This is a genomic window from Qipengyuania sp. B-5 (assembly GCF_056857815.1).
In genome coordinates this window covers 95,901-119,601 of sequence record NZ_JBSXNU010000052.1, presented here as the reverse complement: position 1 = coordinate 119,601, position 23,701 = coordinate 95,901, and the positions used below count along the sequence as shown (strand labels likewise).

General features: G+C 60.8%; 18 protein-coding genes and 1 tRNA gene. 15 read left to right on the top strand and 4 right to left on the bottom strand.

Translation table 11 applies throughout. The features are described 5' to 3' along the window. The first annotated feature begins 18 nt into the window (after positions 1-18). From AC13CE_RS11995 to AC13CE_RS11975, 5 genes are all read left to right on the top strand, one after another. Positions 19-768 carry an alpha/beta hydrolase gene (locus tag AC13CE_RS11995; protein ID WP_482972556.1) on the top strand — a complete coding sequence of 250 codons (750 nt, stop codon included), beginning with the start codon at positions 19-21 and terminating at the stop codon, positions 766-768. Next, on the top strand, positions 765-1,607 hold the full coding sequence (locus tag AC13CE_RS11990; RefSeq protein WP_473821840.1) for a tetratricopeptide repeat protein: 843 nt from the start codon (positions 765-767) through the stop codon (positions 1,605-1,607). The genes AC13CE_RS11995 and AC13CE_RS11990 overlap by 4 nt, the downstream gene beginning before the upstream one ends. Next, complete coding sequence (locus tag AC13CE_RS11985) at positions 1,604-2,578, top strand: LLM class flavin-dependent oxidoreductase (RefSeq protein WP_221538486.1); 975 nt, start codon at positions 1,604-1,606, stop codon at positions 2,576-2,578. The genes AC13CE_RS11990 and AC13CE_RS11985 overlap by 4 nt, the downstream gene beginning before the upstream one ends. Positions 2,579-2,737: 159 nt before the next feature. Continuing rightward, complete coding sequence (locus tag AC13CE_RS11980; protein ID WP_482972555.1) at positions 2,738-7,432, top strand: NAD-glutamate dehydrogenase; 4,695 nt, start codon at positions 2,738-2,740, stop codon at positions 7,430-7,432. A gap of 52 nt (positions 7,433-7,484) precedes the next feature. Then, complete coding sequence (locus AC13CE_RS11975) at positions 7,485-8,711, top strand: NAD(P)/FAD-dependent oxidoreductase (protein ID WP_482972554.1); 1,227 nt, start codon at positions 7,485-7,487, stop codon at positions 8,709-8,711. Here the strand turns inward: AC13CE_RS11975 and queG are convergent. Then, a complete protein-coding gene (gene queG, locus AC13CE_RS11970; protein WP_473821986.1) occupies positions 8,695-9,756 on the bottom strand; it encodes a tRNA epoxyqueuosine(34) reductase QueG in 1,062 nt (353 codons plus the stop codon). The genes AC13CE_RS11975 and queG overlap by 17 nt on opposite strands. A 69-nt stretch (positions 9,757-9,825) precedes the next feature. Here queG and AC13CE_RS11965 point away from each other — a divergent pair, with 69 nt between their 5' ends. From AC13CE_RS11965 to AC13CE_RS11930, 8 genes are all read left to right on the top strand, one after another. After that, complete coding sequence (locus AC13CE_RS11965; RefSeq protein WP_473821985.1) at positions 9,826-10,794, top strand: ABC transporter ATP-binding protein; 969 nt, start codon at positions 9,826-9,828, stop codon at positions 10,792-10,794. Continuing rightward, positions 10,791-12,029: an ABC transporter permease gene (locus AC13CE_RS11960; RefSeq protein ID WP_473821984.1), complete on the top strand. Its 1,239-nt coding sequence runs from the start codon at positions 10,791-10,793 to the stop codon at positions 12,027-12,029. The genes AC13CE_RS11965 and AC13CE_RS11960 overlap by 4 nt, the downstream gene beginning before the upstream one ends. A gap of 147 nt (positions 12,030-12,176) precedes the next feature. Next, entirely contained in the window at positions 12,177-13,499 is a 1,323-nt protein-coding gene (locus AC13CE_RS11955; protein ID WP_221538660.1) for a cytochrome P450, read from the top strand. Between the two features lie 43 nt (positions 13,500-13,542). Continuing rightward, positions 13,543-14,046, top strand: coding sequence for a peptide-methionine (R)-S-oxide reductase MsrB (gene msrB / locus AC13CE_RS11950; RefSeq protein ID WP_482972553.1), 504 nt, complete (start codon positions 13,543-13,545; stop codon positions 14,044-14,046). Between the two features lie 449 nt (positions 14,047-14,495). Further along, positions 14,496-16,601, top strand: a complete 2,106-nt coding sequence (locus tag AC13CE_RS11945) for a TonB-dependent siderophore receptor (RefSeq protein ID WP_482972552.1) — start codon at positions 14,496-14,498, stop codon at positions 16,599-16,601. Positions 16,602-17,181: 580 nt separating this feature from the next. Beyond that, positions 17,182-18,495: a PepSY-associated TM helix domain-containing protein gene (locus AC13CE_RS11940; protein WP_482972551.1), complete on the top strand. Its 1,314-nt coding sequence runs from the start codon at positions 17,182-17,184 to the stop codon at positions 18,493-18,495. A 195-nt stretch (positions 18,496-18,690) separates the two neighbouring features. Continuing rightward, positions 18,691-19,473 (top strand): hypothetical protein, encoded by a 783-nt coding sequence (locus tag AC13CE_RS11935; protein ID WP_482972550.1) that lies wholly within the window; start codon positions 18,691-18,693, stop codon positions 19,471-19,473. A 176-nt stretch (positions 19,474-19,649) separates the two neighbouring features. Next, positions 19,650-19,994: a hypothetical protein gene (locus AC13CE_RS11930; protein ID WP_482972549.1), complete on the top strand. Its 345-nt coding sequence runs from the start codon at positions 19,650-19,652 to the stop codon at positions 19,992-19,994. Between the two features lie 119 nt (positions 19,995-20,113). Here AC13CE_RS11930 and AC13CE_RS11925 read toward each other — a convergent pair whose 3' ends face one another. Both AC13CE_RS11925 and AC13CE_RS11920 read right to left on the bottom strand, forming a co-directional pair. Beyond that, positions 20,114-20,809 (bottom strand): anti-sigma factor family protein, encoded by a 696-nt coding sequence (locus AC13CE_RS11925; RefSeq protein ID WP_482972548.1) that lies wholly within the window; start codon positions 20,807-20,809, stop codon positions 20,114-20,116. Continuing rightward, a complete protein-coding gene (locus tag AC13CE_RS11920; RefSeq protein ID WP_482972547.1) occupies positions 20,806-21,270 on the bottom strand; it encodes an RNA polymerase sigma factor in 465 nt (154 codons plus the stop codon). The genes AC13CE_RS11925 and AC13CE_RS11920 overlap by 4 nt, the downstream gene beginning before the upstream one ends. A gap of 108 nt (positions 21,271-21,378) precedes the next feature. Between AC13CE_RS11920 and AC13CE_RS11915 the strand changes: the two genes are divergently transcribed. Together AC13CE_RS11915 and AC13CE_RS11910 are read left to right on the top strand one after the other, a co-directional pair. After that, positions 21,379-22,605, top strand: a complete 1,227-nt coding sequence (locus AC13CE_RS11915) for a S8 family serine peptidase (RefSeq protein ID WP_482972546.1) — start codon at positions 21,379-21,381, stop codon at positions 22,603-22,605. A 107-nt stretch (positions 22,606-22,712) separates the two neighbouring features. After that, a complete protein-coding gene (locus AC13CE_RS11910) occupies positions 22,713-23,510 on the top strand; it encodes a hypothetical protein (RefSeq protein WP_482972545.1) in 798 nt (265 codons plus the stop codon). Between the two features lie 103 nt (positions 23,511-23,613). Here AC13CE_RS11910 and AC13CE_RS11905 read toward each other — a convergent pair. Further along, positions 23,614-23,698 (bottom strand) — tRNA-Leu (locus AC13CE_RS11905). Between the last annotated feature and the right edge of the window lie 3 nt (positions 23,699-23,701).

The window sequence follows — 23,701 nt, the reverse complement described above, 5'->3', positions numbered from 1 at the left end:
CCCGACATCGTGCCCAGCATGAACGACGTTCGATATCACGCCATGCCCGACGGGCGACGGATCGCTTTTCGCCACCTAGAGGGCAAGGGCCCGACGCTCGTCTTCCTGCCCGGTTACATGTCCGACATGGATGGCGGTAAGGCGACGGCTTTGTTCGACTGGGCGCAGGCACACGGCCGCGCCTGTCTGCTGCTCGATTATTCCGGATGCGGGCGCAGCGAAGGAGATTTCGCCGACGGAACCCTGACTCGCTGGCGCGAGGAAGTGATGGCGCTGGTCGAGGCATATATCGGGGACGAGGTCGTGCTCCTCGGATCATCGATGGGTGGCTGGCTGATGCTGCTGGTGGGTCGGGAACTGGGGGACAGGCTGGCGGGCATGGTAGGTATCGCCGCCGCACCGGACTTTACCGATTGGGGCTATTCGGACGCCCAGAAGGCGCAGATGGCCGCTGGTGAAACCGTGTTCGAAGCCAACCCCTACGGACCCGAACCCACGCCGACCCATGCCGGTTTCTTCGCCGATGGCCAGGCCCAGTGCCTGCTTGGCACAACGATAGCCATCGACGCACCTGTGCGCCTGCTGCACGGCCAGCGCGATACCGACGTGCCGTGGAAAACCAGCCAGCGCCTCGCTGAAGCTTTGCGTTCGGACAATGTTCAAGTGACCTACGTCAAGGATGGCGACCACCGCCTTTCGCGTTCGCAGGATATCGCCCTGCTGCTGCGCACGGTGGACGGTCTCCTCCAGGATAGGGATACAGTTTGACCAACCTTCTCGCTTCCGTCGCCCTTTCGGTCCTCCAGGTCGGCCCCTTCCCGGGCCATGGCGCCATGCCCGAAGTTCCCGAAGAACTGAGAGACCGGCCGCCGCGTTCCGAGCCTGTAGAGCAGGCCCAGCCATCCGAACTGGCGAAGTGCCTCAGGCAGGCCTCTACGGATCCCGAAGCGGCACTCGATACCGCGCAGCGATGGCGCGAAGGGGCGCAGACCCAATTGGAAATGGCCCAGTCCGCGCATTGCCTTGGTCTCGCGCTAGTTCAGTCGAACCGGATGACCGAAGCCCGGGAGGCATTCGAACTGGCCAGCGGAGAGGCTCCGGCCGACAATCTTGCCTACAGCGCCAGGCTTGCCGCCATGGCGGGAAACGCGGCCATGGCTCAGGGGGATGCCGAAGCGGCGCTCCCGCTGCTCGACCGCGCTGGCGAACTGGCACTTGCAGCGGAAGACGATGAACTGGGTGCGGATCTAAGGGTCGACCTCGCCCGGGTGCTGGTTCGTCTCGGTCGTCCAGAGGATGCAGCTTCGGCCCTTGCCGAAGCGCGCGACGCAGACCCACTGGACGCGGAGGCGTGGCTATTGTCCGCTACTCTGTCCCGCAGGCTGGAACGGTTGGGCGAGGCGCAAGGCCAGATCGAGCATGCAGCCATGCTGGCCCCGCGTGATGCGCAAATCGGATTGGAGGCGGGCGTGATTGCCGCAATGTCCGGCCGCGCAGAGGATGCACGGGCGAGCTTTGAATCGGTAATCGACGTCGCACCTGGCAGCTCGGAAGCCGAACGCGCACAGATCTATCTCGAACAATTGGAAACCCCCGCTGCCGAATGACCCAATATTCCATCCTCGATCTCGTCCCCGTCCGCGAAGGCGGAACCCTGAGTGAAGCTTTCGCGGCCGCCGTCGATTTGGCCAGAGCGGCAGAGAACGCCGGCTGCAAGCGATACTGGGTGGCAGAGCATCACGCGATGGAGGGCATCGCCGGCGGGGCGACTTCCGTAGTGCTCGCGCACATCGGCAATGCAACGAGCACTATCCGCATCGGTTCGGGCGGGATCATGCTGCCCAATCACACGCCGTTCCAGATCGCCGAGCAATTCGGCACCTTGGACGCACTGTTTCCGGGACGGGTCGATCTCGGTCTCGGACGTGCGCCGGGGGCGGGTCCCGAGCTGCAAAGGGCTCTGCGCAAGGACCTCCACCGTGCAGCCGAAATGTTTCCGCAGGACGTGGTCGAACTGCAGGCATTCATGGCGGGCGATGGTGCGGTTCATCCGACACCCGGCCTCGGGGCAAAACCGGAATTCTGGATGCTCGGATCGAGCCTTTTCGGGGCGCAACTCGCCGCACGATTGGGCATGCCCTATGCCTTTGCCAGCCACTTCGCGCCCGACCATCTCGATGCCGCGCTGGAACTTTACCGCCGCGACTTCCAGCCTAGTGACGCGTGCGAAAGGCCCCATGTGATGGCGGCGATGAACTTGTTCTGCGCGGATAGCGAAGAGGAAGCCGACACGCTTGCCACCTCGCAAATGCAGGCCTTCGTCGCGCTTCGCACGGGGAAGCCTTCGAAGCTGAAGCCTCCGATCGCGGGTTATCGCGACCAGCTTCCGCCGACGGCGCAAGCCATGCTCGCGCATATTGGCCAGGCGAGCGCCATCGGAACGCCACAGCAATGTGCGGATGCGGTGCAGGCATTCGTCCAGCGCACCCGTGCCGACGAGATTATTTTTGCAGGTCCCACCTTCGACCCGCAGGCACGTATCGACAGCTTGGAAAGCGCAATGGCCGCATTGGTCTGACGTTACGGCACAGGTTCGCGCATAGGTTTGCAAAAATGCACGAACGGCGTCTTGCAGTGCCCTCTCAAGAGGCCTAATCGCCGCCACTTACCGGTCCGGGCACGACTCGGATATTTCAAGGCGCCGCAATTATCGCGCGTCGCAAGCGAGAGGCCCCCGATGGGTTCCAAGACCGCCGCCACCCCCGCCGTCCAGACTAAGGCGCTCGTGCAGCACATGCGCGATTCGCTGCTTCCTGGCGATACCCCCTTCGATGGTCCGCGGATGAAGGAAGCCGCGGAATTCGTTATCGAAACCGCGCAGCAGCGGCAATATGGCGAAGCGGCGATCGCGATCGAATCGGTCACCGAAGGCCAGCGCTACACGCGCATCGCCATCATCAACGACGACATGCCTTTCCTCGTCGATTCGACAGCCAATGCGATCGCAGCCCTGGGCATTTCGATCGACCGGCTGGTCCACCCGGTCGTGCCGGTAGAGCGCACGAAAGACTGCAAGCTCGCCAGCATCCTCGAGGGCGAACCCGACGACGCCTATTGGGAATCGATGATCTATATCGAGACTGCGCGCGTCGATGCAAAGCAGCGGCGCGCACTCGATGAAGCGCTGCAAATTACGCTCGAAGATGTCCGCGCCGCAGTGAACGACTGGCCCAAGCTGCGGGACCAGATGCAATCGGATGCCGCGACAATCGAGGATGCGGAAGGACGCGCCCTGCTGGAATGGCTCGATTCGGGCATGCTGACCCAGCTTGGGCATGTCGTGCGTCTGCGCAACGGAAAACAGGAAAATCCGCTCGGTATCTGCCGCGCGGGCGAACCGCAGCTGTTGGTTGATGCGAATTTCGATCGCGCCTTCAAATGGTTCGAGACCAAGGGTGACAGGCGAACGCCGCTGATCATCAAGGCGAATCACCTTTCGCGCGTTCATCGTTCCGTACCGCTGGACCTCTTCATCCTGCCACGGCGCGAGGGCGACAAGCTGGTCGCGCTATCGGTTCATGCCGGCGTATGGACCAGCGCAGCGCTGGCTGCGCCGCCGCGTGCCGTGCCAATTCTGCGCGAGCGGCTGGACGGTATCCGCAAGAAGCTCAATTTCGACGAAGGTGGGCACGCCGGCAAGGCGCTGGTCCATGCGATGACGGCGCTACCGCACGATCTCCTGATCGGTTTCAGCGTCGCCGATACCGAACGTGTCGCAACCACGATGATGGCGCTGGTGGATCGTCCGCGGCCGCGTCTTGCGCTGGTCGAAGCGCCGCTTGCGCGGCACCTCTTCGCTTTCGTCTGGTTGCCCCGCGACATGCTGGCGACGCAGGTGCGCCTGCAGATCAAATCGCTGCTGGAAGAAAACGCGGCCGCGCGCCTGCTCGACTGGAGCCTCGAGGTCGAAGGCGGCAATCTCGCCATGTTGCGTTTCGTTCTCGACATTCGCGACGGTGCCAAGGCACCCGACGAGGCGTTGCTGGAAGAACAACTGCAGACACTCCTTCGAGGCTGGAGCGAGGCCGTCGAGAACGAGCTCGGCACGATGGTCGAGAAGGGCCGTGCCGCGGCGCTCGCCATGCGCTTCGCCGAAAGCTTCCCCACCGGCTATCGTGCGCGTTTCGGTCCGCGCGAGGCAGCCGAGGACATCGCCCGGCTGCGCGCACTCGGCATCCATGCCGAAGAGGACGAGGAAGATGACGCTCCGCATCGCGGCGCTCGCCTTTACCTGTGCGAGCGCGACGATCCGGCATGTCTGCGGTTGAAGCTCTATCAGGCCGAAGGCAGCCTGCCGCTTTCCGATGCAGTTCCGGTGCTCGAAAATTTCGGCTTCCACGTTCAGTCCGAAATGCCGACGGTATTGAACGACGGCCAGCTCGGCACGGTTCATGATTTCGCCTTGGAGCTGGCACCGGGAGTGGATTCCTCCGACCTCGTCGAACGATCCGACGCGATTGAGGCTGCGGTGGCCGCTGTGCTCAACGGTCATGCCGAAAACGACGTGTTCAACCGTCTCGTCGCGGAAGCCGGACTCAGTGCGGCTCAGGCAGACTGGTTGCGCGCCTTTTATCGTTACCTGCGCCAGACCGGCATGGGCTTTACCATCTATACGGTGGTCGATGCACTGGCCAAGAATTCCGAAATCACCGCCGCACTGATCGATCTTTTCACCGCACGCCACGATCCCGCATTCAAGGGCGATCGGGAAGGTGCGGTCGAGGATGCAAAGGGCCGCATCAAGCGCGGTCTTGCCAAGGTCAAGGCGATTAACGACGACCGTCTGCTGCGGCTCTACAACGCGCTGATCGATGCTATCCTGCGCACCAATTGCTTTATCCCTGCGGGAAGCGAAGCATTGGCGTTCAAGATCGACTCCTCGCTCGTGCCCAACCTGCCCAAGCCGATCCCCTGGCGCGAAATCTTCGTCTATTCGCGCCGCGTCGAGGGCATCCACCTGCGTTCGGGTCCGGTAGCACGCGGGGGCCTGCGCTGGTCGGACCGGCGCGACGATTTCCGCACCGAGATTCTGGGCCTGATGAAGGCGCAGCGCGTGAAAAACGCGGTGATCGTGCCCACTGGCGCGAAGGGAGGATTTTATCCCAAGCAATTGCCCGATCCCGCAATCGACCGTGAGGGCTGGGCAGCCGAGGGCCAGGCCAGCTACGAAGTCTTCATTCGCACCCTGCTTTCGGTCACAGACAACATCGTCGATGACAAGGTCGTACATCCCGAAGGCGTCGTTATCACCGATGGGGAAGATCCCTATTTCGTAGTCGCTGCGGACAAGGGAACGGCGAAGTTCTCAGACGTCGCCAACGCGATTGCCGAAAGCAAGGACTTCTGGCTCGACGATGCTTTCGCTTCGGGCGGTTCGAAGGGCTACGATCACAAGGCCATGGGCATCACCGCCAAGGGCGCCTGGGTCAGCGTCCAGCGTCACTTCCTCGAGATGGGTATCGACGTCCAGACCGATTCCATCCGGGTGGTCGGCTGCGGTGACATGTCCGGTGACGTGTTCGGCAACGGCATGCTGCTGTCGAAAGCGATCAAGCTGGTCGCCGCCTTCGACCATCGCCACATCTTCCTCGATCCCGATCCCGATCCGGCCAAGAGCTGGAAGGAACGCGCGCGTATGTTCGACCTGCCGCGTTCTAGCTGGGAAGACTACAACGCCGATCTCATCTCGCGCGGCGGCGGCGTCTATCCGCGCGATGCCAAGACCATCAAGCTGTCCAAAGCGATGCAGAAGGTGCTCGATATCGACGTGTCCGAGATCGAACCGGAAGAATTGATTTCGGGCATCTTGAAAGCGCCGGTCGACCTCGTCTGGTTTGGCGGGATCGGTACCTACATCAAGGCAGCGGCCGAAAACAACGTACAGGTCGGCGACCCGGCGAACGATGCATTACGTGTCGATGCGAGGGAAGTGCGGGCGCGGGTTATCGGCGAAGGCGCCAACCTCGGCGTCACGCAGGCAGGCCGGATCGAATTCGCGCAGAGCGGTGGCCGCTGCAACACCGATTTCATCGACAATTCGGCCGGCGTCGACTGTTCGGATAACGAGGTCAATATCAAGATTGCGCTCGCCGCGGCCAAGCGTTCGGGCAAGCTCACCGAACCCAAGCGTGTGAAACTGCTCGAGGAAATGACCGACGAGGTCGCGGAGCTCGTTCTCGAAGACAACCGCCTCCAGGCGCTAGCGCTGTCGATCGCCGAAATCGGCGGAGATCGCGCGATGGCCTCGCAACTGCATCTGATCGAAACGCTCGAGGCGGGCGGCAATCTCGATCGGCGGACCGAGGGGCTGGCCGACAACCAGACACTCCAGCGGCGCGCAGCCGACGGCGTAGGCCTGACCAGGCCCGAACTCGCCGTGCTGCTCTCGTCCAGCAAACTGGTCCTGCAGGATGCAATCGAGGCGAGTGACCTGCCCGACGATCCGGTTCTGGAAGATCTCTTGCTGCGCAGCTTCCCGACACCGATGCGCAAGAAATTCAAGGCGCAGATCGAAAACCATCGCCTGCGCCGCGAGATCATCGCCACCAAACTCGCCAACGCCATGGTCAATCGCCTCGGGATGATTCATCCGTTCGAGTTGGCCGAAGAAGAGGGCGTCGAACTGTCGCAAGTCGCCGCAGCTTTCGTCGCCGTGGCACATTTGTTCGATCTTCGCAGCCTGTGGGCCGAACTCGATACCGCCCAGATGGAGGAAGGCGCGCGATTGCTCATGTTCGACCGGCTGGCGGCAGCGACGGGCAATCTCATGTCCGACGTCCTGCGGACCGGCGCGGGTCAGGTAAAGCCGGCCGAAATGGTCGCCCAGCTTGGCAAGGGCGTGCGCGTGCTGGTCGATTCATCGCAGCAGCTGCTCGGCAGCGAGCTCAAGAGTCAGTCTGCCAGGCTGCATGAAACTTTCACCAAGGCCGGAGCCCCGGATGCCGTGGCTGACCGGGTCACCCATATGTTCGATCTCGACGGTTCGGTAGGCCTCGCGCAACTGGCGAGTGACACCGACATCGGAGCGCGGATGATAACCGAAGGCTTCACCGTTATCGGCGGAAAGATGGGTATCGACTGGGCGCAGAGCACGGCAGCGACGATGAACCCGTCCGACGTCTGGGAACGCCTGCTGGTTTCCGGCCTGGCCCGCGATTTCCAGCAGATGCGACTCGAACTTCTGCGTCGATTGTCGCGCCGGAAGGGGGCCAAGGAAGACATGCCGCGGGTCGTCGAAGGCTGGCTGTCCGATCATGAAGTCGCGGTACGCCAGTTCCGCACGATGGTGGAACGCGCACAAGGCCAGACGCCGGTTGCACCCGCCATGCTCGCGCAGATTGCGAGCATGGCGCGCAACCTTCTGGCGCGATGATGCCTCGCTCTTCGCTTGACCGCGCGGCCATTTGACGCCAGCCCTTAGCGCCATGGAGCACTATGACGTCGTCATCGTGGGTTCGGGACACGGCGGCGCGCAGGCGGCGATAGCCCTGCGCCAGGCGGGCCATGAGGATACCATCCTCATGGTCAGCCGCGATCGCAATCCCCCTTACGAGCGTCCGCCGCTTTCGAAGGAATATCTTGCTGGCGACAAGCCCTTCGAAAAAATACTCATCAGACCGGAAGCTTTCTGGGCCGAGCGCGACGTGACGCTGAGGCTCGGTGCAAACGTGAACGAAGTCGATTGGATGAAGCACGTGCTGATCCTTTCCGACAATACCAGCGTAACCTATCGCAAACTCATATGGGCAGGCGGCGGCGATGCCCGGAGGCTCAGTTGTCCAGGAGCGGAGCTGACCGGGATTCACACGATCCGGGGAAGGCGCGATACCGATGCGCTGAAGGACCAGCTGGATGCCGGAGCGCGGAAAGCGGTCGTTGTTGGGGGCGGTTATATCGGCCTGGAGGCGGCTGCGGTACTTCGCAGCAAAGGCCTCGAAGTGACAGTAATCGAGATGGAAGAGCGGGTGCTGGCGCGTGTCGCAGGGCCGGAAGTTTCAGACTTCTACGCCCAGGAGCACCGGCGGCAAGGGGTCGACCTCCGGCTCCAAACCGCAGTCGAGCGGATCGAAGGCAACGACGAGAAGGTCACCGGCGTTACCCTGTCGAGCGGCGAAACGATCGCCTGCGACTTGGTGATCGTGGGAATTGGAATCGTGCCCGCAGTTGGCCCGTTGATCGCTGCAGGTGCCGCGGGAAGCAATGGCGTTGATGTCGACAGCTATTGCCGTACTTCGCTCGACGATATCTATGCCATCGGCGATTGTGCTGCGCACTCCAATCCCTATGCCGCCAATGCCGTCATTCGCCTCGAATCGGTTCAGAATGCCAATGACATGGCATGCGTTGCGGCCAAGGCCATCATGGGCGACAAGCAGGATTACGATGCCGTGCCATGGTTCTGGTCGAACCAGTACGACCTGCGCCTCCAGACCGTCGGCATCGCCACGGGATATGATCAGACGGTGATGCGCGGCGATCCCGCAGAGCGCAAGTTCAGCCTCGTTTATCTCAGGGAAGGTGAAGTTATCGCCCTCGACTGCATCAACAACACGCGTGACTATGCCCAGGGGCGGAAACTAGTGATGAACCGTGCGGAGATCGATCCCGAACTGCTGGCGGACACCGGAGTACCGCTCAAGGAGATGGGCTGAGCTTACTTGCCGCCCAGCCCGCAGCTTCCGCAACGACCGGGTCCGGATCCTGCCTCAACCGTTCGACAATCGATGCCAGTTTTACATTGCCGCTGTTTCCCGCAGCATAGAGACAGTTCCTCACAAAGCGGTCTCTCCCCACGCGCTTGATCGGAGAGCCGGAAAAGAACTTCCGGAAGCCCGCATCGTCGAAGGCGAGGAATTCGGCGAGGAGTGGAGCAGTCAATTCCGCGCGCGGGGCAAGTTTGATGTGACGATGCGCGGTATCGGCGAACTTGTTCCAGGGGCAGACCGCCAGGCAATCGTCACAGCCATAAATGCGATTGCCGAGACTTTCCCGGAACTCCTCTGGGATCGGTCCCTTGTGCTCTATGGTGAGGTAGGAAATGCAGCGCCGTGCATCGAGCCGGTAGGGCGTGGGGAAGGCATCGGTGGGGCAAGCATCCTGGCAGGCGCGGCATGATCCGCACATGTCGCGATGCGGGGCATCCGTGATGAATTCGAGCGTCGAATAGATCGCGCCCAGGAACATCCAGCTGCCATGCTCGCGGCTGACGAGATTGGTGTGCTTGCCTTGCCAGCCGATCCCTGCGGCTTCGCCCAGCGGCTTCTCCATCACCGGTGCAGTATCGACGAAAACCTTGAGTTGGCTTTCCGGCGCCCGGGCGATCAGCCAGCGTGCCAGAGCCTTGAGCGCCTTCTTCACGACATCGTGATAATCGCGCCCTTGCGCATAGACCGATATGCGAGCCTTTTCGTCATCACCCTCCAGCGCCAGCGGATCGACATCGGGCGCATAGCTCATCCCCAGTGCGATCACGCTTCTGGCTTCGGGCCACAGGCCCTGGGGTGACGCCCGTTGATCCTTGCGGCTCTCCATCCACTCCATCGAGCCATGGCGGCCCTTGCCCAGCCATTCCTCAAACCGCTCCGCTCGCAGCGGGTCGGCGCCAGCGCCGGTAAAGCCGCAAGCCACGAAGCCCAATGCGCGCGCCTCACGCTTCAGCGCCTGCTGCAATTCGGACAATGTGTCTTTCTTAACCAAGCTTGCTGTTGCTCCCGTTCACTTCGGAGGGTTAACTCGCTCACCATTCAGGGGAGCCATACGCAGGCGATGTCGCGAAACGACGATCATTACAACCGACCGCTTGCCATCGAGGCGCGCGGACTGGTCAAACGGTTCGACGACACGCTGGCGGTCGACGGCGTCGATATCAGCGTGCCGCAAGGCGCGATTTACGGCATCCTGGGCCCCAATGGTGCAGGCAAGACTACGACGCTGCGCATGTTGTTGGGTATCATCGATCCCGATGAGGGTGTTCGGCGGGTATTCGGGCACGACCGGCCGCACGAAATCGCCAAATGGATCGGCTATCTTCCCGAGGAACGCGGGCTCTATCCGGCAATGAAATGCGACGAGGCTATCGCCTTCATGGGCGCGCTGCGCGGGCTGCCGCTGGACGAAGGCCGCAGGCGGGGGCGCGAACTTCTCGAGGGTCACGGCATGGGCCATGCCATCGATCGGCAGATTCGCCAGTTGTCGAAGGGCATGGCGCAGACGGTGCAGCTTCTCGGCACACTGGTCCACCGCCCCCGATTGGTGGTGTTCGACGAACCATTCAGCGGTCTGGATGCGATCAACCAGGGCAAGCTGGAAGCCATGATCCGTGAATTGGCCAAAGAAGGCACGACAGTGATTTTCTCCACCCATGTGATTCACCATGCCGAGCGCCTGTGTAACGATGTCGCAATCATCGCAGGAGGTCGCGTGCCCTATGCCGGATCGGTCGATGTGGCGCGTGACCGTATCCCGGCCCAGGTTCGGCTTGAAACACGCAATGCGACAGGCGACTGGCGTTCCGCCCTGCCAGCCGAAGCGCGGCACGATGCGAAGTCTGGCGGTGGTCACTTCTGGTACTTTCCGATACCCGACAGCGGCATCGAAACCTTGCTCAAGCGGTTGATCGACGGCGATGCCGGAATTCTTTCGCTCTCGATAGAACGCGCCGGACTGCATGATGCTTTCGTCGAGATCGCCGGCGAGGCAGCGGCCAGGCAGCTCGAGGCGGAGATCCAGCAATGAGCGGCGAGAACGAAGCCTCACGCCTCGGCTTCCTCCAGGCAGCATGGGTTGTCGCGCGCCGCGACTTCAAGGCAATCCTGTTCAGTCGCGCGTTCTTCTTCTTTCTTCTCGGGCCTCTATTTCCGATTATCGTCGGCGCGCTGGCCGGGGGTATCGGCGGACAGGTCCAGCGGGAAGCGATAGTGAACACCGTCGCGCTGGCGATGTCGGATGCGGACAACGAGGCTTTGCTTGCTGCAAGTCGTACCGCGAAGGGCAATGTGGACGGATTGCCAGAGATAGCTGTGATCGAACAGGCCAGTCGCGACAATTCCGATTTCTCGCCCGAGGCCGTTCTGCGCACATCGAATTATGCGGTGGTCGTAACCGGTACGCTTGCAGAACCGGAACTTACCGGCACGCATGTGCAGATCCATCGCTGGGACGGCGCGATATCCCTGCTCGCGGCAATGGCCTCGGGCACCGCGCCCACCAGTTTTCCGAAGGTTATCGAACGTCGGGTGGAGACCACGGCCGCCGCCGCGAAATCCACCCGCATCCGCACGGCACAGGCGGGCCAGTTGCTATTGTTCCTGCTGATGATGCTGCTTGCCGGGATGGTGCTGTCCAACCTTGTCGAGGAGAAGGCGAACAAGGTCATCGAAGTACTCGCCGCTGCGATCCCGATGGATTCGGTCTTTTTCGGAAAGCTTTTTGCGATGCTGGGCGTGAGTTTTGTCGGCATTGCGGTATGGGGGGTGTTTGGTGCCGGGATCGGCGCGCTGGCGGGGGAATCTCTACCGAGCCTGCCGGAGCCTGCGCTTGGCTGGCCGCTCTTCATACTTCTCGGCGTGGTCTATTTCTCGATGGGCTATCTCATCCTCGGTTCGCTGTTCCTCACGATCGGCGGCATGGCAACCACCGTACGCGAGGTCCAGACGCTCTCGATGCCGGTAACGATGGCGCAGCTGATGGTCTTCTTTCTCGCCGCGTTTGCGATGACGAATCCTGGTTCGCCGCTTGAACTCACTGCGGCGATCTTTCCGCTTTCCTCTCCCTTCGCCATGCTGGCCCGCGCTGCGCAGTCTGGCGAAATCTGGCCTCATCTGCTGGCAATAGTCTGGCAGGCCCTTTGCGTCGCAGTATTCGTCAAGGGCGGTGCCACCTTGTTTCGGCGCCGCGTAATGAAGTCGGGCAAGGGTGGGCGCGGACCGAGAGGAAAAAGAGCGCAGCCGGTCTCCGCCCCCACGAAATAGGGTCATGGGGCAGACGAATTTGCGCACCGATCAGATTAGGTTCGCTTTTAAAACGCACTATTGACACACCTGTTAGTTAAGGCAGGATGCACACGAGAGAGAACGATGCGCATCCGAACAGGCGCGCGCCAAACGGGAGAGATGACGATGGCAACAACCGCGCCGGAAAGACCGCAGGTCCGCACGGGCCCCACAGCCTACGAATCGCTCAAGAAGCATTTCGACGAACATCCCGAAGACCATCTGCGGCACACGCACAAATGGGATGTAAGCCGCTCGGACATCTATGCCGAGGACACCTGGCACCCGATTTTCAGGGAAATGCGCGAGGCGGGCCCGATGCACTATATCCCGGAAAGCCCCTACGGCCCCTATTGGGCGGTCGTTCAGCACAAGCCCATCCAGCATATCGAGGCCCTGCCGGAACTGTTCTCCTCCAGCTGGGAGCATGGCGGGATCACCATCCTCGAACGTCCCGATGACATTCCCGAGGAAGAGCGGCTCGAGCTGCCGATGTTCATTGCGATGGACCGGCCCAAGCATACCGGCCAGCGCCGCACCGTCGCACCCAAATTCACCCCATCGGCGATGACCGATATGGAGACGGAAATCCGGCGGCGCACGGGCGAATGCCTCGATTCGCTGCCGCGCGGGGAAGTCTTCGACTGGGTCGACAAGGTTTCGATCGAACTGACCACCGGCATGCTGGCGATCCTGTTTGGCTTTCCCTGGGAAGACCGCCGCCTGCTGACGCTGTGGTCCGACTGGTCCGGGGACACGGAACTCGCCAGTGTGCGGGCGCTCGACGATCTTCGCCGCGGTTTCTTGCACGAAATGGCCGGGTATTTCATGTCGCTCTGGGGCGAACGCGCGCAGAACCCCGAGGGCGAAGATCTCATCTCGATGATGATCCGCTCCGAAGCTATGAACCAGCAGAGCCCCGAAGAATTCATGGGCAATCTCGTGCTGCTGATCGTTGGCGGCAACGACACAACGCGCAACACGATGAGCGGAATCATCCATGCCTTCGACAAGTTTCCCGATCAAAGGAAGCTGTTCGAAGAGAAGCCCGAACTGATCCCCAATGCGGTGCAGGAATGCATCCGATACCAGACCCCGCTTGCGCATATGCGCCGGACCTGCACGGAGGATACCGAGCAATTCGGGCAACAGATAAAGAAGGGCGACAAGGTCGTCCTCTGGTACCTATCCGCCAATCGCGACGAAGAAGTCTTCGAAAACCCCGACAAGCTCGACATCACGCGCGAAAACGCCCGCCGCCACCTTGCTTTCGGCTATGGCATACACCGCTGCGTGGGTGCGCGGCTGGCAGAACTGCAACTGCGCGTCCTTCTTGAAGAAATGCACAAACGCCGAATGCGTGTGCATGTCGCAGGCGATGTCGAACGGGTACGGGCGAACTTCGTGCATGGCTTTCGCAAGCTCGAAGTGGAGATCACCGAGTTCTGACGCCGAAACCGGCTGTTCATGCTGAGTATGCTAGGTGTCTCGCATGACCGAACTTGCCGATATCCGTCCTTCCCGCCGCGGCCTGCTGGGCTGGATCGGTGCAACCGCCAGCTTTGCCGCACTCGCAGCCTGCGGGTCGGGCCGGGCTGAGGCCAAGAGCTTCCCCGTCAAGCTGTCCGAGGCGCAATGGCGGGAGAAGCTGACCAAGAGCGAGTTCAACGTGCTGCGCAATGCGGCGACCGAACGCCCCTATTCGTCACCGCTTAACGACGAGAACCGGGCGGGGACCTTTATCTGCGCTGGTTGCGAAAACGCGCTTTACAGTTCCAAAACGAAATACGATTCCGGTACCGGCTGGCCAAGCTTCTGGAAGGCGCTGCCGGGCGCGGGCGGCACCACCACGGATTTCAAGCTGGGTTATTCCCGCACCGAAGTGCACTGCGCCGATTGCGGCGGACACCTCGGCCATATTTTCTCCGATGGCCCGAAACCGACCGGCAAGCGCCACTGCATCAACGGCGCGGCAATGGATTTCAAGGCAGCCTAATCGATCACGCGGCAGACCGCGAAAAAGGGCAGAATGTCCCTTCGGATACTGCATCCCGGTCAGAGACGCCGAAAGCTCGTCTAACAGCCAGCGCCGCCCAATGGATTGCGCCCGGGAGGCCGTGAGGAATATCGGTGGAACCGCTGCCGGGTTCGAGATGCGCGGCTACTTTTACGATGCCAAGAAGTACCCGTTCATCGGCGGAGAGATCTTTTGAGCAGCAGCATTCGCGGATCCATGCCTCTCCATCTCCCAAAGCCTGAACAGGCGCACAAAGATGATCTCGGCATAATCTCTGCACACTTCCCGGACCATTCCTCATCCTCCTTACTCACCTGTTGAAAGCTATCTGCCAACTCAGGGGTTGTAAATGCTACTCATTCGCAATAGCGGAGGCCGGCAAGGTCGCATCACGCGACTCGTGAATAAAAAAACAGGGATAAATTGAGATGAGGCTTTCGCTTTTAGCCACAATAGCGCCGCTCGCCGTACTGACCGCAACACCCGCATTTGCACAGGAAGCCCAGACCGGGGGCTCCGATGAACGAGACGAGCATACAATTGTCGTAACCGGGGCCCTGACCGATTTTGGCGCCACCAAATCTGATACCCCGATCGTGGAAACCGCGCGTTCGATCTCTATCGAGACGGAACGCGACTTCGTGATAAAAGGGTCGCAGTCGCTCGACGATGTCCTGACCTACTCTGCCGGTGTTACCGCAGAGCCTTTCGGCTTCTCGACCCGGGGCGACTTTGCCCAGGTTCGCGGCCTCGATGCACCGGAATACCGCGACAACCTTCAGTATCTGTTCGGCTTCTACAACAACACGCGCCAGGACATTTACACATTGGAGCAGGTCGAAGTGCTGAAAGGTCCGGCATCCGTCCTTTACGGGGCAGGATCGCCTGGCGGGATCATCAACGTTGTGACAAAGCGCCCGCACGGCACAACCGAAGGCGAGGTCCGGCTGGATTATGGCAGCTTCGACCGAAAGCAGATTGCAACGGATTTCAACATCGCCATTCCCGGCGCCGAAGACAGTGCGCAATTCCGCTTCGTAGGCCTTTTGCGCGATTCGGATACGCAGATTGAGGAAGTGGCTGACGATAAGCTGGTGATCGCCCCGGCATTCACTGCCCGGCCCGCGCCGGGCACCGAAATCACGATTCTTGCCAATTATTCAGACCAGGATTCCGATACTGCGCACCAGTTCCTGCCGGTCACGGGCACGTTGTTCCCCTCCGCAGACGGACAGGAAATAGATCCATATGTCTATCACGGTGCACCCGGGTTCAACGCTTACAATACTGAAAGCTTTGCCCTCACACTGATCGCGGAACAGCAAATCAGCGAAGCGATCTCTATCGAAGGTATAGGGCGCTATCTCGATACTCAGGCAGATTATCGCCAGGCTTGGATAGCCTTCACCGGCAATGGCGTGCCGCGCATAGATGCCGATGGCAACGGTGGCTGGACCTTCTACTTGGCCGATAACCGTAGCGAGCAATTGGCGTTCGACGTGCGCGCGCGGGCCGACTTCGCCACAGGACCGATAGAACACGAACTTCTGGCCGGGGTCCAGCATCAGAACGTCTTCACGGATTCCGATACGGCTTATCTGTATGCCTACCGCACCCTCAACGCGTTCAATCCCCAATATTTGGATGTACCGACGGTTGCCGAAGTCGAGCAGTTCAAGGGCGACGGTCCCAAGAATTATGTAGACTCCACGGGCTTCTACATATCCAACCAGATGAGCTTCGGCGATTTTGTCGCCAATGCTGGCATTCGCTTCGATGATGTTACCAACCGCGTGCAGAATGGCAGCACGCAGAAAGACGACGCAACCAGTCTCAGCTTTGGCATTCTGTGGCGCGGCCCGGAAGGTATCTCGCCTTACGCCAGCTATGCGGAGAGTTTCGAACCTGTCGTCGGCGTCGATACGATCACGAACAAGCAGCTTCTCCCGCAAGAGGGCCGTCAGTATGAAGTCGGCGTCAAATATCAGCCGCCCGGCGTAAATGCTCTCGTCACTATGAGCGCGTTCGACATCGAGGTTTCCAATCTTCCCAATCCCAATTCTTTGGTCGGGGGCAACAGCCAGCAGGAAGGCGTTTCAAAGGTCCGCGGCGTGGAACTGGAAGCTAACGCATTCCTTGGCGGCCTCCGGCTCGATGGCAATGTAAGCTATCTCGATGCCGAAGATCCCAACGACCTCCGCCTGACTTCGATTGCCGACTGGCAGGCTTCGCTGTTCGCGCTCTATTCCTTTTCGGGTGCGCTGGAGGGACTCAGCCTGGGCGGCGGCGTGCGCTATGTAGGCGGCAATGAAAGCAGCGGTCTTTCGGCGATCGACGGCAGCCTGCTGACCTATCGCGTTGACGGCCGAACGGTTGGCGACCTGTCCGCAGGCTATGATTTCGGTCCGTTCGAATTGCGGGTGACCGCACGCAATGTCACGAACGAGGAGTATTACTCTGTCTGCCTCGTTCGCGGCGATTGCTTCCCCGGCGAAAAGCGCAGCATCAACGGCGCGCTCACCTACAACTTCTGATGGGGAATCAAGTCTACATCTGGCTAGGCACCTGCCTCGCGATTACCGGGATTGGCGTATTACGCCTTTCCTGGGGTCGTGCCACACGCTCGCCCGAGCTTAACCTGACCGGATGGAGCTTGTTGGGTCTCGCCATCATATGTGGGGGAGCAGGTGCCGGCGCGTGGGGCGTATCTGTGGTTTCCCTCGGAGCGATGACGGCTGCAGGGGCGCTACTACTTGTTGCGGCTTCACAACCCAGCGCAAGGCGCCGCAGCGCAAAGCGGATATTGCGCAATCAGAATGGCGAAATTGCGGGTGGGAAAATGTCGAAATGGGGTGCAGGCGTCACGTTTCTTGTCGCCGGCCCATTGTGTCTTCTCGCGTCTCTGACTCTCGCTCTGGCGATCCGTGAACTCATATTGATCGGGGGGGGTGCCGAAGCGAACGGGAATGTTGCAGTACTTGGCGTCGTGCCATTGGTTTGGCCCGTCCTGGCGTTTGCGGTCATGATGATGCAGAGACGCTCTTACCAGCTGGCCTTGATAGCCGGGGTAGCGGCCATTTCCGTTCCACTTCTACTTTCGCAGGGAATGACAGCATGAACGGCAAAGCAGAAAGCGGAATCGTCCAGCGTAGCCTGTCGGCCCACTCGTCGATTGGGCTCCTGTGTTGTGCACTGCTCTATCTCATCTGCGTCACCGGCACGGCGATCGTTCTTTACGAAGAATGGCAACGGATCGAGCAGCCGGCCGTGCCCGAAATGACATCCATCGACGCGCCCACCGTGCAGCGTGCGATCGAAAACGTGCTTGAAAGCGAAAGCGACCGGGCAACCACGACGCATGTCTTCGTCCATCTGCCGACGCCCGCGCTGCCGCGAACGACGATCACTACGGATACCCAAGCCTTCCATATCGATCGTGACGGCGAGATCGCCGTGCCCGAGGAAAATGCCTGGGCGGAATTTGTCCTCGCGCTGCATTACCGGCTCAATCTGCCCGCGACAATCGGGATGACCCTGGTTGGTGCTTTCGGTGCCATGATCGTAGCCCTGTCGATTTCCGGCGTATTGGCGCATCCGCGTATCTTTCGCGACGCATTCCGCCTGAGGGCCCGTCGCGGGGACGAGGTTTCGACCGTCGACTGGCACAACCGCCTGGCGGTTTGGACGCTGCCATTCGCAATCGCGATTGCCTTGACCGGCTCTATGATCGGCCTTTTCTATGTAAGCGGTGGCAGCATGGCAGCGACCGCATATTCCGGCGATAGCGAGGCTGCCATCGCACCGATCTTCGGGAGCGAACCGGAAGCCGACGCCACCAAGGCACCGCTTGCAAATACGGTTCCCGCGCTTGCCCATATGGCCAGCCAATTCCCGGAAATCCGCCCATCCTACGTCATCCTGCATGATCCTGGGACCGTGGGTCAGCACATCCAGATCGTCGGATTGCATTCGCAGCGCCTGATCTTCGGCGAATACTATGCCTTCGATGCGCAAGGGCATTTCAAGGGCACGGTGGGCATGGCAGATGGCACGATCGGGCAGCAACTCGCCGCATCGACCTATAATCTGCATTTCGGGAATTATGGCGGATTGCCGGTGAAGATCGCCTATATCCTGTTCGGCATCGCGCTCAGCGTGGTCATCGCAACCGGCACATTTATTTGGCTGAACAAGCGCGAGCGTCGCGGAGTACCATCCGCTCTGCTGCGTTCCGCATGGTGGGGCCTGGTTGTCGGAGTGCCGCTTGCCTTATCGGCGACCCTGGCGGCGCGTATTCTGGTCGGCAATGAAGCGCCTTTCGTGGTGATCTTCTGGCTCGTTTGCCTGATATCGCTCGGCGTCTGCATTGTTCGAGGAACAGGTGCATCAACGGCTGAATGGGCTTCGCCTGCAAAGGCACAGGGCTAGCGGTTCTGCCCGCTCTTGCTGTGCTCTTTATAGCCCCGAACAAAGTTCAAGTTTGTTCGGAGCATCTTACACTACGACGTGCTTTCCAGATGGATGCTTTGTGTCCGCCCATCCGTTCCCTCTTCTGTGAAGACCTTTTGGTTAGGTCTCTAGGGATGGAGAAATATGCCAGTGCGCGCCGCAAATTGCCTTCTGATGCTGATTGGAATCTCGACGCCATCTTTCGCCGAGGAAGATCCCGGCAACTCAAACGAAAGTTCAGGCTCTGTCACTGATGTGCAATTCGTTGGCGCAACCGACTACGTTACCGGAAATCTTGGCGAACTCGACTACGAAACGATTTCGATAGGAGCGGGGGTCATTGTGACAAAGGGACGCTTCACGTTTTCGGCATCGCTTCCTTACGTCTCTACCACTGCACCGGAAGATTTGATTGTCAGTGGTGGAGGGCTGCTGGGTACGTCGCTGTTTGCCACACCCACGTCTGCCACAAGGGAAACAACTCGCGAAGGGCTGGGCGATCTACTTATTCAGGGCGCTTATATCTTCCCGGTCGCTGGCCTGGACGCACAGGTTGCCAGCTCGGTCAAAGTGCCAACCGCGTCACGCCGAAAGGGACTTGGAAGTGGCAAATTGGATTTCGGCGCATCTGGCCAGATTTCCAAACGGTTGGGCGCAGTAATTCCTTTCGTTGGCGTGGGCTATACCATCCTTGGTGACCCAGAAGGCTTTGATGTGAGGAACACCATCTCGGGTACGACCGGAGCATACTATCTGGTCGGCGAATCCACCTCGATTTCGCTAGCTTATGGATATGAACAATCGGCGACAGCCGAAATAGGCGATCGGCAAAACATCGGAATCGGACTTGGAACCAATCTATCGTCTCAGGTCCGTCTTGGCCTCGACGGAAGCGCTGGATTGTCAAAGGATGCTCCCGATGCGCGTGTAGGGTTGCGGCTGGGTCTTGGATTTTAGGCGACCGGAAACGGAAACGCATTCTTCACTGGACCGAAAGCGAAGCCTTCTCAGGAAGGCCACTATGAAAATCGGCCCTGATGACCTGAAAATTTTTTGGTCCCGGGATTAAACTGCACCAGCCTTCCGTTTCTCTTTCAAGCGTCCCGCGGGCCGCACAACGAAGGAGTATCCAGATGAAGAAGTTCGCTATCCTGCCAATGCTGGGCCTTGGTGTCGCCACTGCTTCCAGCGCTGCAATCTCCATGCTTCATGAGGAAGAAATGGCGCGCGACGAGGAAGCGCGCATCATTACTCATCCCATTGCCGGGATCGAGAACCGCTTCTGGTTCGATTATCGCATCGACGTGACAGAGGCGCAAAAGGAACTGTCCAGCGATCTGCGCCGCGCCAGCGATGTCGAAGACCTGCGCGATGCCTGGGAAGAATATGCTCACCAACTGCGCGGAGAGCGCGAACACTATGTCGAAGAAATGGCCGAGCGCGGTTATCGCCTCGGCCGCGTGATCGTGGTCGACTGAACCCTGCCACTCCCTTGGCCGTGACCGTCCCTGCACGGCCATCCGCCAGGAAGGACCGGAAGTCCCACCGGTCCTTCCTTTTTTGCACCCAAATCTTGAATTCGCTGCGTAACGGCAGTTCAGCGCCAGCCGCGTGCCTTCGCTTCAGCCTCGGCCTCGGCGTCGAGCGCAGGGCCTGCGGCGAGTTCCTGGACGAGGGCAAGGATGTCTCCATCGCCGGCGCCTGCCATGCGATATTCGGCATCGCCTCCCTCACTGCCTTCGCCAAGAACCTCGAGCTTCCAGCCCTCGTCGTCGCGGCAGGCAATCCCGCCTCCCTCGCTGCCGCTGAATGCGCGGCAGAACTGGCCGGTATCGTCGCGGAAGGAGAGAAGGATGCGCATATCCGCGCTCGGATCCTGTTCTGCCACGAGTCTCTGATCGAGCGTCGCTGCCAGTTCGCCGTCGACATAACCGGGCGTTTCGCCGGTTCCGGGTAGGAAGATCGCCAGTGCCAGCGAGGCGGCAAGCGCCGGACCTGCAATCCAGCCCCAGCGCGGAATGGCGCGTCCTGCTTCGCGCTTATCCCTTGCAGCGGCGAAATCGACCACTTCGGCAGGCTGTGGCTTTGCAAGCATTTCCGCCAGCCGGTCCGGTATCGCTTGATCGGCGATAGGATCGAAATGCCGCGACAGCATGTTTCCTAGCTGGCGATGCCGTTCGACCTCGCGTTCAAGGTCGGGGTCGGCGTTGATTGCGGCCGCAACCTCCGCCTTGCGTTTGCCGCTCAACTCGCCGTCGGCAAAGGCTGCGATGTCTTCGGGAGTAATCGTCATCCTACTTCTCCGAGCAGTCCCATCAAAGCGTCCCGGCCACGCACCAGCCGCGAATTGAGCGTCCCCACGGGGCAGCCGACGATCTCGGCAGCCTCCTTGTAGGCATAGCCTTCGACCATCACCAAGAGCACCGCCTCGCGCTGATCCTCGGGCAGTTTCTGCATTGCGCGATCGATGTTCGAAAGCTCGACCGATGCTTCCTGCGCACCGTCTCCACCAACGCCTGAACCGGCATCCTCGATCACGAATGTCTGGCGGCTACGCGTTTGCTTGCGGCCTTCATCAATCCAGATATTGCGCATGATCCGGTACATCCAGCTGTCGAGGCGCGTACCCTTCGCCCATTTCGAACGGTTGGCGAGCGCGCGCTCGATTGTCATCTGGCAGAGGTCGTCTCCGTCCGATGCATTGCCTGCCAGTCCGACCGCGAAACGACGCAGCCGGGGCAAGAGGTCAAGCAAGTCGGATTCGAAAGAGGTACTCAGAATCTCTGCCTTCCGGGGATTAAACGAATGTGCCTGCGCGTTTCATCCATGCTTAAGGCGAAATAATCGATAGGCGACATACCAATGCGCATTTTTTCCCTCATATTCGCTTTGGCTGCGATGTTTGCGGCCCCCTTGGCTGCGCAAATCTCGCTTCCCGGTGTGCGCCTCCCGGGTGTGGGGGAGGTCATCCAGCCACTGCGCGAGACTGTCGACCGGACTGCCGAGGCGGCTAGAAGGGAAGCAGATGACCTCGTTCGCGCACGTCTGCGCATGATCGATCGCCTGGTCAGCCGCAATCGAAATATCATTGAGCTGGACGCGCGGGGCGAGCCGGCAAGACGCGGCGAAATGCTGGTCATGGATGCTGGGCCCGAATTAGAAAAGCGCCTTGCGCGGAGCGGCTTCGCACTCATTTCTCGCGAACGTGTCGAAGGACTAGATTTCTATGTGGCGCGGCTGCGTACGCCCGGCGGCATGACGCTGACCGAGGCCGAAGTGGAATTACGCGGCCTTCTTCCCCAGGCTGAAATCTCAGCCGATCACCTCCACTTCCAATCGGGCACGACCGAAAGTCCTGCACTTGCCATCGCCTCTGCCGCAGGCAGCACCCATGGCAAGTCGGCACCTGTCGGGATGATTGACGGTGCGCCTGGTGCAGTCGTACCAGTCGCCGAGACGCGCGGCTTCGCGAAAGGCGCGCCCTATCCGAGCAATCATGGAAGTGCGGTTGCTTCGCTTCTGGCGAGTGCAGGAGCGAACGAAATCCGCGTGGCTGATGTATATGGGACCGATAAGGCGGGTGGAAACGCGCTGGCCATGGTGAAAGGGCTCGGCTGGCTCATCGCACGCGGCAGCAGGGTCGTTACGATCAGTCTGGTCGGGCCGCGCAATGCTGTACTTGAACGCGCGATCGCCGCCGCACAGCGCAAGGGCGTGGTGGTGGTGGCTTCTGTAGGCAATGATGGCCCCGCCGCGCCACCCGCCTTTCCGGCCTCCTATGACGGTGTGGTCGCTGTCACCGCCGTCGACGGCAAACGTCGCGCACTTATCGAAGCGGGACGCGCGCTGCATCTGGATTATGCCGCACCTGGGGCGGACATTCGTGGCCTTAACGCGAAGGGTAAGCGCTTCCGGCTACGCGGAACGTCATTCGCCACCCCATTGGTTGCCGCACGTGTGGCGCATGCGCTTGGCGCGGGACGCAATTGGCGCGGCGCTCTTGATAGAGAGGCGGAAGACCTCGGTCGCAAAGGACCGGACGATGTCTATGGGCGGGGCTTGGTCTGCGGTAGTTGCCGCGGGCGATAGAAAATTTCCGGAAGTATTTTGGATTAAGCGGACTACCCTGGCCGTTTACCTTTCGAGCGGATGCAATGCTCCCGATTTCAGCATCCGCAAGCAGAAAGGAAACGACCATGAAACATCTTATGCTTGCAGCTTCGGCTTTCGCAATCTTTGCAGCCCCCGCCCACGCCCAGCTTCTCGGAGGTGGTGGTGGCGCTCTGGGCGGCGTAAGCGGTTCACTCAACGGTACCGTTAACTCGACCCTTCGCGGTTCGACCGACACAATGCGTTCGGCCACAAGAAGCACCGTGCGCGGCGATGCTGCCACTCGCGGGGATCAAAAGGTCGACCGGCGATCGGGCGATGTATCGGTCGACCGCTCGCTCGACGCGGGCCTAGACAGCACGACCAATCAGCTTATCGAGACCCCGACCGGCTCCGCTGGCGGCAACGCGACCGGATCGGGCCGCGCTTCGGGTTCCGGCAGCGCCAATGCCAGCCTGATCGGCACGGATGCCGTGCGTGGCGTAGCCCAAGAGTCAGTAGGACAGGTTCGCGACAGCGTTTCAAAGACACGCGGTTTGACGAGCAACGCGACCGGATCGGCCGGAGGCTCCGCCTCGGGTGCCGGTACGATCGGCAATTCCATGCTTGCTGTCGCCGGTAGCGGTTCTGCGGAAGGTGAAGGCGCCTTCGGCGTTACCTCCGGCATGCCGGTCTTGCTCCCCTCGGGTGAGCAGCTGGGCACCGTGCGCGATATTGTCGCGACACGAGCGGGCGAAATCCGTGAATTGGTGGTCCAAACCCATGATGGCCTGGCCACGATTTCGGCCGGCAATCTCGCTGTCAGCGGAAATGCGCTGGTAGCAGGCGGGGTCGACGGTTCCACCGCGAATGATGCCCGCGCCAGCAACGATACTGGCGAATAATCAGAAAACAAACTTGAATACGGCCGGATTGCCCTGTGGGCAGTCCGGCCACTGCTCGATTCCGGACAGGCCCGTAGGGAGCATTTCCGGCCCTTCCTGGAACTGGTGCGGGTGGTGGGACTCGAACCCACACGAGCAAAGCTCAGGGGATTTTAAGTCCCCGGCGTCTACCATTCCGCCACACCCGCTGT

What these genes read in the sequence shown, in the direction of transcription:
- AC13CE_RS11925 (WP_482972548.1), bottom strand. Translation starts at nt 20,809, where the DNA reads ATGACGATTACTCCCGAAGACATCGCAGCCTTTGCCGACGGCGAGTTG.
- AC13CE_RS11910 (WP_482972545.1), top strand. Translation starts at nt 22,713, where the DNA reads ATGAAACATCTTATGCTTGCAGCTTCGGCTTTCGCAATCTTTGCAGCC.
- AC13CE_RS11980 (WP_482972555.1), top strand. Translation starts at nt 2,738, where the DNA reads ATGGGTTCCAAGACCGCCGCCACCCCCGCCGTCCAGACTAAGGCGCTC.
- AC13CE_RS11915 (WP_482972546.1), top strand. Translation starts at nt 21,379, where the DNA reads ATGCGCATTTTTTCCCTCATATTCGCTTTGGCTGCGATGTTTGCGGCC.
- AC13CE_RS11975 (WP_482972554.1), top strand. Translation starts at nt 7,485, where the DNA reads ATGGAGCACTATGACGTCGTCATCGTGGGTTCGGGACACGGCGGCGCG.
- AC13CE_RS11965 (WP_473821985.1), top strand. Translation starts at nt 9,826, where the DNA reads ATGTCGCGAAACGACGATCATTACAACCGACCGCTTGCCATCGAGGCG.
- AC13CE_RS11940 (WP_482972551.1), top strand. Translation starts at nt 17,182, where the DNA reads ATGAACGGCAAAGCAGAAAGCGGAATCGTCCAGCGTAGCCTGTCGGCC.
- AC13CE_RS11945 (WP_482972552.1), top strand. Translation starts at nt 14,496, where the DNA reads ATGAGGCTTTCGCTTTTAGCCACAATAGCGCCGCTCGCCGTACTGACC.
- msrB (WP_482972553.1), top strand. Translation starts at nt 13,543, where the DNA reads ATGACCGAACTTGCCGATATCCGTCCTTCCCGCCGCGGCCTGCTGGGC.
- AC13CE_RS11985 (WP_221538486.1), top strand. Translation starts at nt 1,604, where the DNA reads ATGACCCAATATTCCATCCTCGATCTCGTCCCCGTCCGCGAAGGCGGA.
- AC13CE_RS11955 (WP_221538660.1), top strand. Translation starts at nt 12,177, where the DNA reads ATGGCAACAACCGCGCCGGAAAGACCGCAGGTCCGCACGGGCCCCACA.
- AC13CE_RS11995 (WP_482972556.1), top strand. Translation starts at nt 19, where the DNA reads ATGAACGACGTTCGATATCACGCCATGCCCGACGGGCGACGGATCGCT.
- AC13CE_RS11960 (WP_473821984.1), top strand. Translation starts at nt 10,791, where the DNA reads ATGAGCGGCGAGAACGAAGCCTCACGCCTCGGCTTCCTCCAGGCAGCA.
- AC13CE_RS11930 (WP_482972549.1), top strand. Translation starts at nt 19,650, where the DNA reads ATGAAGAAGTTCGCTATCCTGCCAATGCTGGGCCTTGGTGTCGCCACT.
- AC13CE_RS11935 (WP_482972550.1), top strand. Translation starts at nt 18,691, where the DNA reads ATGCTGATTGGAATCTCGACGCCATCTTTCGCCGAGGAAGATCCCGGC.